Annotated in this window: 4 protein-coding genes; 1 reads left to right on the plus strand and 3 read right to left on the minus strand. The window is 42.1% G+C overall.

Annotated features, from left to right (window positions below; all coding sequences use genetic code 11):
- Positions 1–99: 99 nt before the first annotated feature.
- From rtxA to rtxH, 3 genes are read right to left on the minus strand one after another with little or no spacing between them, the layout of a single operon-like run.
- Positions 100–13,398, minus strand: coding sequence for an MARTX multifunctional-autoprocessing repeats-in-toxin holotoxin RtxA (gene rtxA / locus CXF74_RS22530; protein WP_101082559.1), 13,299 nt, complete (start codon positions 13,396–13,398; stop codon positions 100–102).
- 23 nt (positions 13,399–13,421) lie between these two features.
- Positions 13,422–13,883 (minus strand): RTX toxin-activating lysine-acyltransferase RtxC, encoded by a 462-nt coding sequence (gene rtxC / locus CXF74_RS11365; protein WP_101082560.1) that lies wholly within the window; start codon positions 13,881–13,883, stop codon positions 13,422–13,424.
- A 17-nt stretch (positions 13,884–13,900) separates the two neighbouring features.
- Entirely contained in the window at positions 13,901–14,242 is a 342-nt protein-coding gene (gene rtxH / locus CXF74_RS11370) for a protein RtxH (protein WP_101082561.1), read from the minus strand.
- 805 nt (positions 14,243–15,047) lie between these two features.
- Here rtxH and CXF74_RS11375 point away from each other — a divergent pair.
- Positions 15,048–15,542 (plus strand): SRPBCC family protein, encoded by a 495-nt coding sequence (locus CXF74_RS11375; protein WP_101082562.1) that lies wholly within the window; start codon positions 15,048–15,050, stop codon positions 15,540–15,542.
- The last annotated feature ends 665 nt before the right edge of the window (positions 15,543–16,207 follow it).

The raw sequence follows: 16,207 nt of genomic DNA on the forward strand, positions 1-16,207 counted from the left end.
AGGTTAATATATCTAATTTTAATTTTTAGCGGTTAAAAAAAACTTACACTTCTAACGTCACTTTAAATTATTGTTAATCACACTAGCTTCATCGTAAAATTATGCTAGATGACCGCTCCCCTTATTTACATTACCCCATGCCAACGCAATATTGTGTTTTGCGTTACTACCTAGAGGGTCAATAAGTCCAGCATCACCAGCTAATGGCGCAAAACCACTCATCGCCTGCACTAAGTTATCGACAGCATCATTGGATAACGCGATATAATCTCGCTCTCCTGATTGCTGCTTGTCACCCATGCTAATAACTAATTCAGCACGATTATCAGAAAAGTAATCAGAAAAGGTTACCGACCCCATGCTTTCAAATTTAGCCTGATCAGAACTGTAATCCATCTTACGATTTATCTGAATTTGTAAATCCGAACCACTGCGTTGCAACCAGAGATCATTCCAATTCAGATCATTAAAGATGATAAAATCTTCTTTAGAAATGTCAGTAACTTGGTTGTCAATCACACCATCATTGATCATAAAGCTATCAATACCAGTGCCACCTAAGAAGGTATTACTATAACCACCAAGAACGAGTAGATCATTACCTTCGCCACCATCTAGCTCACTGAATTTCGAGACAGATGTAGCGATTAAGTGATCATCATCAGCTCCTGCATCAATCACTGCGTGGTACCCCATCAATTTGATAACGTCGTTGCCCGCTTTACCGTCAATCCGATTATAATTACCGAAAACATTCGAGAAATCATCACCATGACCTAAGTCGATCTGATTGTTGTTACCAATCGTAACTACATAGTCTTGATCACCACCAGCCTGTACAGAATTATAGTTGCCTGATGTGACAACATAATCTCGACCTGAGCCAGATTCAATGGTGCCACCTTCGCCGAAGACAAAGGCTTGGTCATTGCCATCTCCCATAAACACATGATTAATACGACCAGCAACAACAGCAGTATCATCGCCATCACCGCCGAACATCATATTTTCACGGCCCATTAGCACTCCCATATCATTACCTTCACCACCAGTGAAGATATTTGACGTACCGGTTGCGTAATAAACATCATCACCACGACCACCCCAGAAATTATTATTGTCACCGAGATAAGCACCGAGATCTTTACCGTCACCACCCCAGTTGAAATTATAATTACCTAGAGATACATTCACATCTCCATCGCCTTGCAAATGTCCACTATTGCGAAGGAAATCAAACGTTGCCTCTTTCATATTAAGCAGGTCTGCAGTCAAGTTATCTTTCAGATTGGTGACTAAAGACTTCATTTCTGACTGTTTATCTGAACTAAAAATAGTTGCAAATAAGTTAGGTAAATTAAGCGCATTGAATCCAAATGGGCGCTCCTCTTTATCTGCAACGTTATCTATTGTTGCAGGTTTAACCTGGCCATCAGTCTCATGACTAACACTAACTGCGGATTCATTTTCCAGCTCTTCCGGTGCTTTATCCTTTAACCCATGACTTTCAACAAACGTGGTAAGGCCATCTTTACCCATGTCTAAGCTTGATTTCAAACTATCTAACAATGCCGATGGATTAACAAATGATTTCAGTTGTTCACCACCAAATTCAGCAACCACTTCCACCATTTCAGTCAGTATAGCGACGCTATCTACAGCCTCACCATTACGCGCTATTATTTGACCATCTGCAGTATAATCAACCGCAAAAATGTCAGCCAATGTCGTATTAGCGCCGACGCCAGCAAGTTTACCCAACAGCTTATTTTTCAACTGACGAGGTAAATCTTGAGGGTTATAAGTGAAAGTTGTCCCTGCTTTTCCTGATGCAGAGAACTGCTGAGTCATTAGGCCAAATAACGAGCCGAGATTAGTATCGAGAATGGAGTGAATATTATCACCGAACATAAAGTTCCAGTTACCCGTCGTTACTTGAATATCAGCGCCTCGACCACCTACCGCTAAGTTAAATGCCAGTTCCTCGTTTTTCTGACGGAACTGATCTGAACGGCTCATCTTACTGCTATCTGACCCCTTATTACCGCTTAACCACTCGTTATACTTCTTGTTCAATGTTGCTTCTGTATCACTTTTCAGTCCACGGCTACTACGTTCGTGCTGAGAATCGAGATTAACTAGCGTTGTATAATCAACACTGCTGGTTTGGTCCAGACCTGACATATCTTTAACGAATTTATGCGCACCCGCTAATGTCCATTGACTGTCCTGAGCGACTAACCAATCCTGATCTTTACCTGATTCAGAAATATTCTGGAGTACGCCTGAAATACGTGCAGCACCATCAAAAGGGTTAACTAATGGTGGAGTCGGGATTGATTTGTCCATCATTACGATCAAATCATTACTGCGTCCCATATTAAAGCTCACATTACGGTTGCCAATAAACATTTGCGCACCTTCCAGTGCTTGGTAGCCACCCATATCAACGCTATGTTTGCTGTCACCGTTACCGATATGCACCATCACGTTATTATCACCAAAGGCCAGCGACTTGAAACCACCAGTGCCGACTTTAATACCTACGTTTGATGTGCCCCAGTTCAACGCAGTAAACTCACCATCACCGACGTTAACTTGGATATTGCCAGAGTAACTCACTTTGTTATCCGATTTATCCGAGCTGCTCATTTCGATTTTATTTTTTCGCTTTTCTGGCGCAGTAAATACATCAGCATTATCGGCAATCGCACCACGAGCCACAGTATCATTATCACTTAAACCGACACGGCTAAGATCAATATCACCTTCAGCAATAGTGTTACGTACCGCTTCTTCACGAACAGTCACGTCCCCCTGATCATTCCAACTAAGAACAACTTTGTTATCGACCAGTTTCTGTGCCCATTGTTCATCAGCATCACGGGTATGCTTACGACCCGTAGCATCAACCGCGACTTCACTACTGCGCGCAGAAACATCTACACGAATGTCGCTTTCCGCCATCACAGTAATGAACGTTTGAGCGAAGCCCTTCTGCTTATCTGTACTGATAAGCGAACAACCAACAATACTGATATATTCAGGTTTACTACTGATCTTTTTCGCCAGACTAAAGTCCTCACTGAACTGTACTAGGTTAGCAGCCAGTTCAGTTGCGCTATAACCGCTTAATCGCGTGTTATTGTTATCACTCTCATCTCTACCATGACCGACAATTTGCCAGCGTAGTTTGCCAGATAATTGTGACGGGTCACCATAAACAACACGATATTTACCGTCTGCATCAAGTTGTACAACAACACTTGAATCAGGGTGTTTACCTGCTAGGTCCGCGGCTGCTTTTGTTGCTACTGAATCGTTCTCGGTCTGAATAATAAGCTGACCGTCAAAGCGAGTATCACCACCGTCATCTTGAGGAGTGACTGTTACTTTGTTCCAACTTTCAACATTTTGGTTGTTGACGGTATGGCCATTAAGTTGCTCAAGTTTAGAGTCAGGGTTAAGCGTATTACTTAGCGTACTTATAACCTCACCATTAAGCTTCTTAGCCAATACATCTCTCGCATCCAAATAGTCATGGGACAACTTACGCTTTTTCGTAAATAGAGGGTCTGCTAGACCTTCATTCCATTTTTCGTTCAAGGACGCACGGTAATTTGCATTAATCGCTACCTGCTGGAAGTTGGAGAACTCTTGCGGGTTGCTAATAACCACGGCACCTTGATCATTCACATTGAAATATGTCTGGATTGCGCCTTTACCATCGCCCAGACCGTCTTCTGCAAAGAAGCTTTTAGGCACAAAGAAGGTTGCTGGGAAGTTATCAGCCATTACCGCATAAGGATTCGCATCATCTGCACCATGGTGAACCATTTCCAGTCCATTATTTCTGCCTAACCCGGTATTGATAACATCTTTCAGCTCTTTCAGACGATCACTCACGATACCCAGACTTTCACCGTCTTTCTTAGTAAATAACGCTTCACTGTCAAACAACGCCTTCTGTTTGAGAGATAAATCCTCATAAGTAACAGAATCTTTCCATTGTTCCCAAGTCATCGGCTGTTTAACTTTGTCCTTTGGTCCTAAATCACCATAGGAATGCATCACGGTCAGCAAATCATAATCAGCTGTCATTGGCTGCTTAGAAACAGGATCGCCAATCACTTTGAACGGTGCCAACTCGCCATCCTTTAAATAATGAACCTGCCACAGTTCGCCGTCATCAACGGTCACTTTTTTCAAAAAGAACTCTGTGCTTTGTTCGCCATTTGTTGCGGTTGTTTTATACATACCACTCTCGGCATCTAGCTCTAATGATGTCAGAGAATGATATTTGGAAACCAATTCATGGACTCGGACATCATTTAAGTAGAGGTCAGCACTGACCGCATTTCCAGTGTTAATTGACTGCTGTGCATACGCATTGAATTTATCTAATTCCCTTCTTGCCGAACCTTTCGCGAACGACTGATCGACCGGAATAAAACCGGACATAGGGCCCCAGTCAGAGCTCTTAGCTTTAACGAACAAACCTTTACTACTGTACATCTTAGAGGCAATCAGTGATTTTGATTTTTCATCGACAGGACGAACAGCAATAATCACATTTTCGCGTTCAGCAATATCCGCCAGTACTTTTTGGTCCGCTTCAGGCATACCCAGCTCAATGGTTTCTCGCGGCTTGATTGGTTCCAAAAGTAAATCGCGCGACTGATAAGGTCTATCAATATCACCAGACTCTTCTCTATTGGTTAAACTATCCGGTACGACATTTTCCCCTTCCGTTTGATGACGATCCTCGAGCGTACTAAATGTATCCTGAGAGACAGTGTTATCACCGACTTCAATGTTTTGAGTCTCCTGAGATAACAGCGCGTTAGGATCAGACACTCGATCTGAATCAGGATGCCCTAGCAAATAGCCTTCATCTACTGTTTGAGGTTTCGTATCAAATAAACCAACTACAATTTCCTTAGCATACTGACTCATCAAGCGATTACTTGCTTGATGTCCATAGATGGTGTTTTCACCCGATACCTGATAACCATCCGCAGTAAGCTTGGCACGTAGTTTTTCACCTTCGTCAGCCAAGGCGTCATTATCCGTTAGCAGCATGATTGGCGTCTCTTTCGGTAAACCTTTCAGGTTCTTCTCTACCGAAAATTGACCATTAACTATTTTAGACAATGATCCGACGATACCCGCTGGATTTTCCTCCTCATGCGCCGTGAGAGCCTTCGTCATGCTTGGCATTGGACGATCCAATAACAAACCTGAAACAGCCTTATTATTCTGTGCTGCAAAACGTGCTAAATCAGCGGCAATCGGTCCACCCAGCGAATAACCATGAATAATGATATTACCAGGCTCGATACCTTTATCATTTACCAAATAACTGAACATCGTACGAGCGTCTTGATAAAGGCCTTTTTCATTAGGGCCACCATCACTTGCACCGTAGCCACGCATATTAACAGCGAGCATATCAATACCTTGCTTCTGATAATGTTGACGGACTGCATTCGCCTGTTCTTCAGCTGAAGAACCCGCTCCATGTACAAACAATACCACTTTATGAGCAGTTTCTTGAGTCTGGCCGGTATCTTCAAGCGTGTCGCCATGATGATAATAACCACTCAATCGTCCTGACTTACCTTTCAGTGTCACCTTAACTGACTTTTCATCAGTGACAGCACGATCAAGCGATGCTTGGGTGATGTAGCCAATTTCGCGACGAACATCTTTACTTCCGTACAGTCTATTATTCAAGAAACGAGTCAGTGGACTGAGTGACGCTTTATCGCGTGGTGGATTGTCATCATTTTCCATGACGACGGATTCCAGCAATTTATCTTTACCGGACTGCACATCAACATCATCAATAGAGTGACGACTTTGCTTCTTCGCAGCAATCTCCAACTGAGCTTCCTGTAGCGCTTGTCCATAATTAAACAGCACTGTCGGCGTCCAAACACCAACATTCGGCGTCCAAGTATGCCCAATCAGTTTATCCGCACCACCCGCTTTCAGTACTTTTGCAACAATCGTTGAACAGTTATTTGTCAACAACTTAAAACGGGGATCAGCGTCATTACTGAGCTTATTCCATTCAGCCTGCATTGCAGCAACATCCAAACCTTCTAAATTAATGCGGAATACTTTACCCAAATTAGCTTCTTGAGCTTTAAAGTCATTAATATTTTTTAGTGCACGATCAGCAAACTCACGGACTATATTGCTAATACGTTTTTCCATTGCTGCTTCGTCACTGCTTTCCTCAGTTTGTTTTTGCAGTTCTTCAGCAAAACGTTTAGCCACGTCCATCATGTCATTACTTGTATCATTCCACTCATCAACAAACCGTCTAGAAACATGATCAGGAAGACCCAATGAATCTAACATGTCTGGGTTATTTAAAGCAATCGCCGTATATGCTGCGGAGATATCTTTAAACTGGGCATCACTACTTTTAGCAGCGTTCAATGTTTTTATAAAGTAGCTGAGTGTGTCATCTCCGCTTTCCATACCGAATTTATCAGATGTAGCATTTTTTTTAGAAAATATGTCACTTTCAAGAGTGTTGTGTGGGAATGCTGGTTCATTAAAATTAAAATTAAAATCATTCTTACTAATATTCTGTTCAGGATTCGTAGGAATCGTCCGCTGCGGCCACCAGCTCACATAGTTTTTCTGATTGAAATCAGGCGTATCTTGTGCATCTACTTGAACACGACCTTGTCCGATCTGCATTGCAGCGTGACCAAGAGAACTGTGGCCACTCGGCTTCCAGATAAATAGAGTTGCGCTAACGGGAGATAGTTGCTGTTCAATAGCACGGTGAACTTTTTTCAGTCCTTCGACATCAACGCCCTTGCTATCTTTAGCAAGACCATTTTTCTGAAAATCATTAAAAACCGCGTCAGCAATAGCCTGACCATATTCCTTAACAACCGCACTTTTAAGTTTATCTACCGCCAATTTTCCACTTGCAAGCTTTTGAGCATCAGTAATGTTTTCTTTACCCTTGGTAACAAAGCCACCATTAACATCTATATACAAATGTTTGCTATCGTTAATATTGGCATTATCAAGCTGAGCATAGAGCGTGCTGAATGTATCCTGATAGACACTGCTATCACCGACTTCAATGTTTTGACTCACTTGAGATAACAGCACATTAAGAGCAGATACTCGACCTGAATCAGGATGCCCTAGTAAATAGCCTTCAACTTGTTGACGCAGATTAACCATCGCATCCATTTCAGAATCGACGTTGTCGCCCGAAGTCGTATGGTAATGAGCAAGTGCATCAATCACTTTTTGGTAACTCTCACCTCGGATTTTTCCCTTCACGTAAGCCGTCTCAAGCAGATCCGCTACAGACATCAGCTCTGTTTTAGGTGTATCTTGCGATACGTTTTCAGTATCGAGTTTATGATACTTCAAGAGGCGAGGCTCATCAGTAGCTAACGGTTCAACTAAGCCTGCTACGCGACCGAAACCATCAAATCCCCCCTTAGAATCAAATATTTCAGCATTCTTAGGATCAATTGCCATGTCAAGAACATCACCTAATCCTTGTAGATTAACTCCTGAAACCTGTTGTTCGTTACGACGAACTTCGTCAAACGTAACGACATCTGAAACCATAGGTTTATGCGAACTTGCATTACTAAATTTATCGGTAACCGACGTGCCTGTATTCTTAATACGAACACCGGCATTAATTTGTAGACGGTTAACAGCTTCCTTAGCCCCCTCCAACGCGTCTAACTCTTGTTCTGTCAGGCCTTCACTGTATCGCCCATCAGCAGCAACTTCAGAATGAACATCAACATTATTTGCATTTTCAGCCGCGGCTTGCGCTTCATATGCTTTACCAGAAAGGCCACTTCCTGAAACGCCATTACGATCCGGCTTATCATCTTCATCTTGCTTTGTAGCTTTCGCATCAGCTTGCGCTTGCAAAACTTTATTTTTCGCAGCAGTACTATCTTGTTCTCCGCGTTGCTGTGCTTGATTACTGCCTGCATTAGCGTTCGTTTTAGCCTGTAGCGCATCTTGCTGGCTAACTACAGCTTCATCTTGTCGTGAATTGGCATTGGCTTTAGCATCATTAATCTCTTGCTGTGCATTGGCTTGGTTTTCTTCGCCTTTAGCGACACCCGATTCAGATGCAATGACGGCTACTTGTGCATCTTGCTGATTCTGTTTATTTTGCTGAGCCGCTTTATCAAGTTGCTCATTTGAATTCAACTTAGCATCGTCAAGTTTGCTTTGGACATTATCTAAAATGCCACCAGCAAAGTTATCTCTCCAGCTATCACCTGATTCACCTTGGTAATTATTTTGATCATCAAGCGCATCGAGCCCTTGGGTCAAGTCTGTCAGTTCTTTGGTTATGTCTCGTTGTTCTGCGGCAAGCGCTTCGCGTTCTGCTTGACCATTGGTTTTTAACGCTTCTTCATCCGTCGCCTCAAGCTGCTCTTGTGAGTCTGAAAGAGCAGCTAACTGTTGATCTTTTTCTTGTTGCAAGCGTTGCGCATCAGCTTCCGCTTTTTCTTTATCACTCAAAGCATTCGCGGCAGCTTTATTTTGCTCTGCGTTGTCACTGACGGCACTGGTTGCGGCTATCTTATCTGATTTAGCAACCACGTTATCCAAAATATAACCAAGACCATTACTTTCGCCCGTGCCTTTAAATTCAATTCTGTTACTGCCCGCTTGTGCTTTCAATTGCAATGTTTGTTGCTGCCAGGTACTTTCATCACCAGAGGCTGAGAAGACGATGCTGCCATTCCATAAAACCTGCATGCCATGCCCTGCAGAAAGGCCAGCGCGCTGCACGAAATCAAAACTTAGAGAAAGAACTTCACCACTTTCTAAACGTTGAATATCTTGATAAATAGTGGTATTAACATGGGTAGCAAGCTCATTAACAATAGCACCGTGGCCTGTATTATCGACACCGTAAACACTGCCTGAATACGACGCTTCAATACCATTGGTCGATAACCAACCTTGAGCACCTTGTTCAAAATCGCCGTTAGTGATCAAGTTTAGATTTTCTGTTGATTGCGTATCTTCGTCGACATTTAATTCGCTTTTCATTGCCGCCACATCCGGCGTTTCAACATCTGTAACACCTCCAGACATGTTATCGCCAAGCTCACTTCCCACCTCTGCAATTTCTTCCATTTGGAAGCCATTGAGTTGAGTAATTTCCGGAGTCGCAATTGCCCCACGGCCTTTACGGTAACCAGATGCCGAAGCATCATCACCTTGCACCAAGAAATTGATGCCCTGGCTGCCTGCCATGCCTAATACCGTCTGTTTGATATTAGCGAATAGCGAAGACAGTTTATTACTCTTAGTATTACTTGATGCCACAGACAAGCTATAGAAATCGCCGTTACCAATTTTAATGGCAACATTATGTTGTGCGTAAGAAGCATTAATGCCTAAACCGTCACCCACTTGGATATTCGCATTAGCTTTACCCTTCATCACCGCAACGTTGAGGCCATCACCCACTTTAGTGTTGATGTTGTATTTACCCCAAGCAACATTGACAGAAATACCATCACCGACTTTGGTATTGATATTCAAATCACCATAAGTCGCCGTTACGCTTAAGCCATTACCAATAGTCGTAACAATATTCGCCTTGCCTTTCGCCGCAGTGACTTGCATACCGTCACCCACTTTGGTCACAATATTACCTTCACTCCATAAGGCATTGAAGCTATCACCATCACCAATTTGGGTAACAATATTCGCGTCACCTTTGGCTAATACAACATTACGACCATCACCCACTTTGGTAATAATATTCGCTTCACCCCAAGCGCCTGTATAATCATCACCATCACCGACATGAGTAATAATGTTAGCTTTACCATGAACAACAGAAACCTCTTGTCCATCACCCACTTTAGTGATGATATTAGCGGCACCTTTGGCAAAGTTATAACGATCGCCATCACCGATATGCGTCAGTATATTTGCTTCGCCCCAGGCGACATTAACACCCAGTCCATCACCCACTTTAGTGATGACATTAGCTTTACCTTTAGCAACGCCAATCGTCATACCGTCACCGACATGAGTCATGATATTACCGATCTTAGAAATCAGTAAACCAACAGTTGTACCGTCACCTACTTTGGTTAAAATATTCCCTTCACCAAGCAATACCGCCGCAGTAGTCGCATTACCGACATGTGTGACCACATTCGCCTTAGCCGCAGCAACGACCCCCATAAAGCCATCACCCACTTTAGTGACGATATTAGCTTCACCAAGTGCAAGCACGCCGGTCAAGCCACCACCAACATGAGTCATAACATTGGCTTTACCAAACATAGCGGCCAATGTTGTACCATCACCCACTTTGGTCATGATATTCGCTTCACCAGCAAAAATACCGAGACTGGTACCATCGCCGACATGCGTGTAAATATTTGCCTTACCCACCATCAATGCAGCGGTTAAGTCATTACCGACTTTGGTCAAAATATTTGCCTGGCCAATCATAGCAGCGAATGTTTCACCATCACCAACATGAGTGAAAACATTAGCATTACCCACCATAGCCGCCATGGTCATGCCATTGCCAACTTTAGTTGCAATATTGCCTTTAGCTAACATCAGCGCAACCGTATTGCCGTTCCCTATGTGAGTAAACACATTCACTTCTGCGATCATCAGCGCTAGTGCATTACCATCGCCGATTTTGGTAAATACATTACCCAAACCGCCCATCAGCGCCCAAGAATCACCTTCACCGATATGGGTAAAGATATTGGCAGCACCAACCATCGCAGCAATGGCAGCCCCATCACCCATTTTAGTAAATACATTACCCACAGCGCCCATCACGCCAAGAGTCTGACCACTACCAATATGGGTTAATACGTTACCCAGACCCAGCATTATGCCAGTAGTATCACCGTTACCCACTTTAGTTAAAACGTTAGCGCCACCAATCATTACGCCTGTAGTATTGCCATCTCCAATATGGGTTAGGACATTGCCACCTCCTGCCATTACCGCAAGTGCATTACCCTTACCTTTCTTGGTCAACACATTCAAGCCACCAAGCGCAACTGAAGTTGTATCAGAAGATTGATCATCGCTACTAATGTGAGTCATTATGTTTGCGCCACCGAGCATACCTGATGTCAAATCACCATCGCCGATTTTGCTCAGTACATTAGCACCACCAACTAAAACAGAGGTAATATCACCGTCGCCTACTTGGGTCATCACATTAAAACCACCAGCTGCAACCCATGTACCGCTACCATTACCAATTTGCGTATGTGTATTATAACCACCGAACATCATAACTCTGCTGTCGCCGTTACCTTGCTGCACGGAAGTATTTCCGTAAGCAAGTAAATGCGCTAGATACTCACCATCACCAACACGCACCAACACATTAGCAAGACCACCAGCCCAAACATCCATTTTACCTTGCTGACTTTGGTGAACCAGCACATTGCCAAACCCTGCTCCATGAAACGTCAAATCTCCTTTCAGCCCGCTTTTAACAATCACATTTGCGGAACCGATACCATTAAAGTCGGTGTTACCAAAATCAGAACTATGAATGATTACATTGGCAATACCTGCACCATCAAAATACACGTTGCCTTGCGTCACATTGGACTTGATGACATTACCACCACCCGCGCCGATAAAGCGTACATCTCCTGAACTCTCACCACTGTCTGTCGAAGCTTCAATCAATGGTTTTTCACTATACTCCTCCATATCAGCGATTTGATCGGAAGTAACCCTCACAGTGTCAACACTGTACTGTAGATCGCTCAGCGAATATCCGGCATGCTTATAACCATTACCTGCAGAGATATTTTCGTCCGCAATATTAGCCGTATAGTCGCCTGTTTTATACCAAGGTATTGATCGGTATTTCAGCTCACCGCTTTCTGGATCATTAGCCAGCTCTACTACCACTATTTTGGTGTGCGGACCTTGTAACGAAGCATAAATATAGGTGTTTGGGTTTCTGTTGGACTTAACAGCCTTTACATCAATGGTTGTACCAATAGTCGAAATAGACGGACCGCCCATTTTACTATCAGACAAGGTAACATCAGCAGCATCAATGGAAGTGCCGCCTCCGTAAGTGATCCATTCGTATTCTGTCAGGTTTTTTTCAATTGCGTGGACGGTTACCGACTGCTGATGATCAACGTTGAGTTTTGAAAGCGTATAAGCACCGTTTCTATTTACGTTTGCAAAACCATTCTCAGATGAAATCTGTTGATCTGCTAAATTGGTTAAGTGATTACCCTTTTTGTACCAAGACGTTGCGTAGTAACTCAGCTTTCCGGTAACCGGATCGTTATGTAACTTCACTTTACTGATTTTGGTATACGTAGCATCAGCAAAAGCAAAGAGATAGGTGTTAGCTTCTGTCGTTGATTTGACACCATTTACGGCTTGGCTTTCTTTAATCCAATTACCGCCTAAGTTCGCACTCGTCAGTACAATTTCATTAGCATTAGCATCTTCTAAGCCTTTCCCTTCGAAATCATTTTTAGTGCCCTTACGCGTGATCTCATTATATGCACCAGCACCTGAGAAATTGATATCACCGTGAGCAACATCAGAATAAATACTGTTATAAGCACCGATTCCTTCGAATTGAATATCTCCTCGAGTTTCACTGTAGACATCATCAGCCTGACGGGTACGCTCGATGCGGTTTGATGCACCGGCCCCCTGAAAGGTAATATCACCGACCTTGCCCTTACGAACTAGCTGGTTATCTGCACCGGCACCTTGAAAAGAAATATTACCGGTTTCGACTCGAGAGCTAATACTGTTAGCCGCGCCAATGCCATTAAAACTGATATCTCCACTAGAGCCTTGGTAACGATTAAACCAGGTACGATCGAGCTTATTACCTGCACCAGCACCAGCGAAATTAAGGTTGCCTTGATTTGTTTCATGCCAAAGACGGTTATGACCACCAACCCCTTCGAATGTCACATCACCACTGAGGCCTTTGCGCGTTAAAGCATTATAAGCAGCAACACCACTATACTTTACATTGCCATGATTACCGGTATGGTCAATAGATCCCCCACCAGTGGCTCCGGCAAAAGAAACATTGCCATCGCCATTTTTATTTATGTCTGCATATCCTGCTGCACCGTAAACATCTAGATTACCAGTACTGTCTTCAACTTTCAGGTAAGCAGCGCCCGCATATACTTTATCGTTTCCACTGCCCGTATTTACGGAGGCTCCGATGGAACCAACTGTAATAGTATCATCTCCTCCATAAGCATTTATTGCACCGCCGAACCCAATAGCAACAATATTATTATTGCCAGCATCAGCAGAATAATTTCCCGTAAAGAAGTATTCAACACTTCTCCAAAATGGTTTACCCATAAGTAAGCCTCTTTTATCTTTATTTAAATAGAAAACCACTGCACATTTCGAGTGCAGAGATTCGTTTGTTCATCCAGCTTGCCACGCACAGTACATACTTTTTGTCCTTTCCATGGCAAGAACACCCGACGACGAAGATCGTTTACCATCTTTCGCCCATGCCCGAATGGAGCAATCATTTCTGGGATATAAATATGCTCGCCAGAACGCCAATCGGAAGGCAAAAGTTCTCTTGTTCCAGACAGCAATTCATCTCTATTTTGCTCAGATAAAAACGCCCAATTACAAAAAGCAATTGGGCGTCCTTGATCATCTTCGTAATAGCAAAACTGATTCAATTCAAAAGCAGGCATAATACGTTGTTGCCATTCAGCAACAACGTAATGTCGGTGTAGAGGAGAGTGTTGGCTTAGCAACATTACCCCACCAATCATTGATTGTATTTTTGAATAATCAAGATCTGCTGGTTGATAGTTAATTTCCATGTATCAACCTCATCATGTTATTTTTTACTACGTGAAGTCTGCTTTTTTGGCGTTGCCTTGACGATTTCTGACTCTGCACTAGCTTCTTGTGACGGATCAGTTGGTAAAAAACCAGCAGCAACTAGTTTTTCAAATTCAGCAGCCATTCGAGGATCTTCAAGCATATTTTTAACCATAGAAACCATGTACATAAAACCAGAAGCAGGCATATGTACGACTTGCTTCAATTCAAGCTCTGAATCATTTTCAGCCATCACACCATTAGACATATTCTGTTGGTTCTGACCAACAAAATACAACGAGAAAATACCTTTGTTATAATTAACACTTGATACCGTTTGAACATAATTTTCACTCATAACTAACTCACTCTTTAATATTGTTTAAATTAAAAACTCATCATATAAGTAACTAATTGAAATTTTTCTTTATTAATTACTTAAAAATTCACTTAACCCCCCTCCATAGATAATGAGGGGAGGCGACTCTAATTTATAGGGCAAAGTAAATCAAGAAAACAACTTGAAATACACACTAATAATACATAAAGAATCAATCAAAAATAAATGCGATTTCATTTGTTGACTTTAAAAACATCAAATGCAGATAATATTTGCTTAAAACAAAACTCTCTTTTTATAGGGGATAGTAAAAGTATTCTGATATGATTTTTACGTGCTAGATGATTGAAATGGCAGAGTTAATTTAGTTGGCTACTTAGAGGATATAAAAGAATATATTTTGTAATACATTAATGACGACAAGGCTATGATGGCAGGTGCTGTGGTTAAATGGTTTTGGCCTCAAATTTAGAGGTTCGTCATTCCCGAGTTCTTTTATCGGGAATCTCAGCGCGTAGCCGGTAAACATAATTAATGCCATCATCCTCGATAAAATACGTCGAGGATGCTGCATTAACTCAAAAAAAGTTTGACCACTAACGTACTTAGCCCCATTACCCCTTACTCGCTTATAAAACAGTGGCCAATTTTAGCTAGCCACAGCAATCTACTATTTGTCTTCTCTTTGTTCTTAGACAGTACCCTCAGAGTCTATTTATTGCGTAATCTATCACAGAAATTGTCGCCACGATTTACCCGCAGATGCACTACAATAAAGGATAGTGATCACGGTTTTTGTGATTGTCTTACTAGGAGAGTTAGTATGTTTTCAACGAACCAAGTCAAAATAATTCATGCAAGTGTTGATCACGTTTGGAACCGAATTCACGATTTTCATCGCTTAGACTGGGCGCCTACAGTGATTAATCATGTCGAAAAAATTGGAAATTTAGCAGGTAATGCCCCTGGGGCAAGACGTCGATTAAATGGATCTCTTTATGAAAATTTATTAGCCATTGATGAAGTGAAACATCAAGTTAAATATAGTATCGACGATGGGGAATTCCCCATTATCAAACGGGATATATCTAATTACGTGGGGACTATTAAGTTAAATGAAACCAAGGAGGGGATCACTGAGATGGTATGGAGCTCTTCTTGGGATTCAAAAAACAAAAATGCTGTTGAGTATTATCAAGATATTCATGCGACATTAATGGGGGAATTAGATAAATCATTTCATTTTTTAGCAAATAAAGAACCTAAAATTGCGTCCGTTATTTCGATGAATTCACACGTTGATCAGATCAATAATTAACGGCTGTGGTTCAGTGAACCTGGCCACTCATTAAGAGTGAAGCTACGATATTTTGTAAGTCGCATTACGAACCTTTGCGCCTCAGAAAAAAACCAAATTTACTCAGCTCGTCATCGAGAAGCAGCGAGCATATCGGAATTGAGTATGACACTTTATTACTCTCCAACCGATAAATAGCCAAAAGTGATCAATAGAGTGAATCTCATTAGAGAAGACCTTTGAGCCGATGGTAAAATATTGTTGAGCTAGTCTTTCCTAAACATATTCGCTGCGCCCCACCCTCAGTAAACGTTAAGTTTATCTTCAGTCATCCTTAAGATTGACAGCATAAAATGTTTCATACTATCTCAGACGTATGGAAATATTTATTATGCAAGCCTATTCCTTTAAGAATATAAAGTTACCAAGCCAACTATCACTAAATGTAAATATAGTTATTATTTTAGTGTCCCTTTATTTTGCCGTGGTATTGAACCACCCCGTTATTCAAAAGGTCTATGCACTGTCTAATTATGACTTTCCTTTATACATGGTCTCTCACCTCTTACTCTGCAGTGCTTTTATCATTATTTTCTGTTACTACTCAGCCCCTAAAAAAGTCTTAAAAACAATTAATTTAAGAATCAAAAAGGATCGACTTGCTTGATCCTTTTGAGACGTTATCA

The sequence above is a fragment of the Psychromonas sp. Urea-02u-13 genome (genome assembly GCF_002835995.1).
GTDB lineage: Bacteria > Pseudomonadota > Gammaproteobacteria > Enterobacterales > Psychromonadaceae > Psychromonas.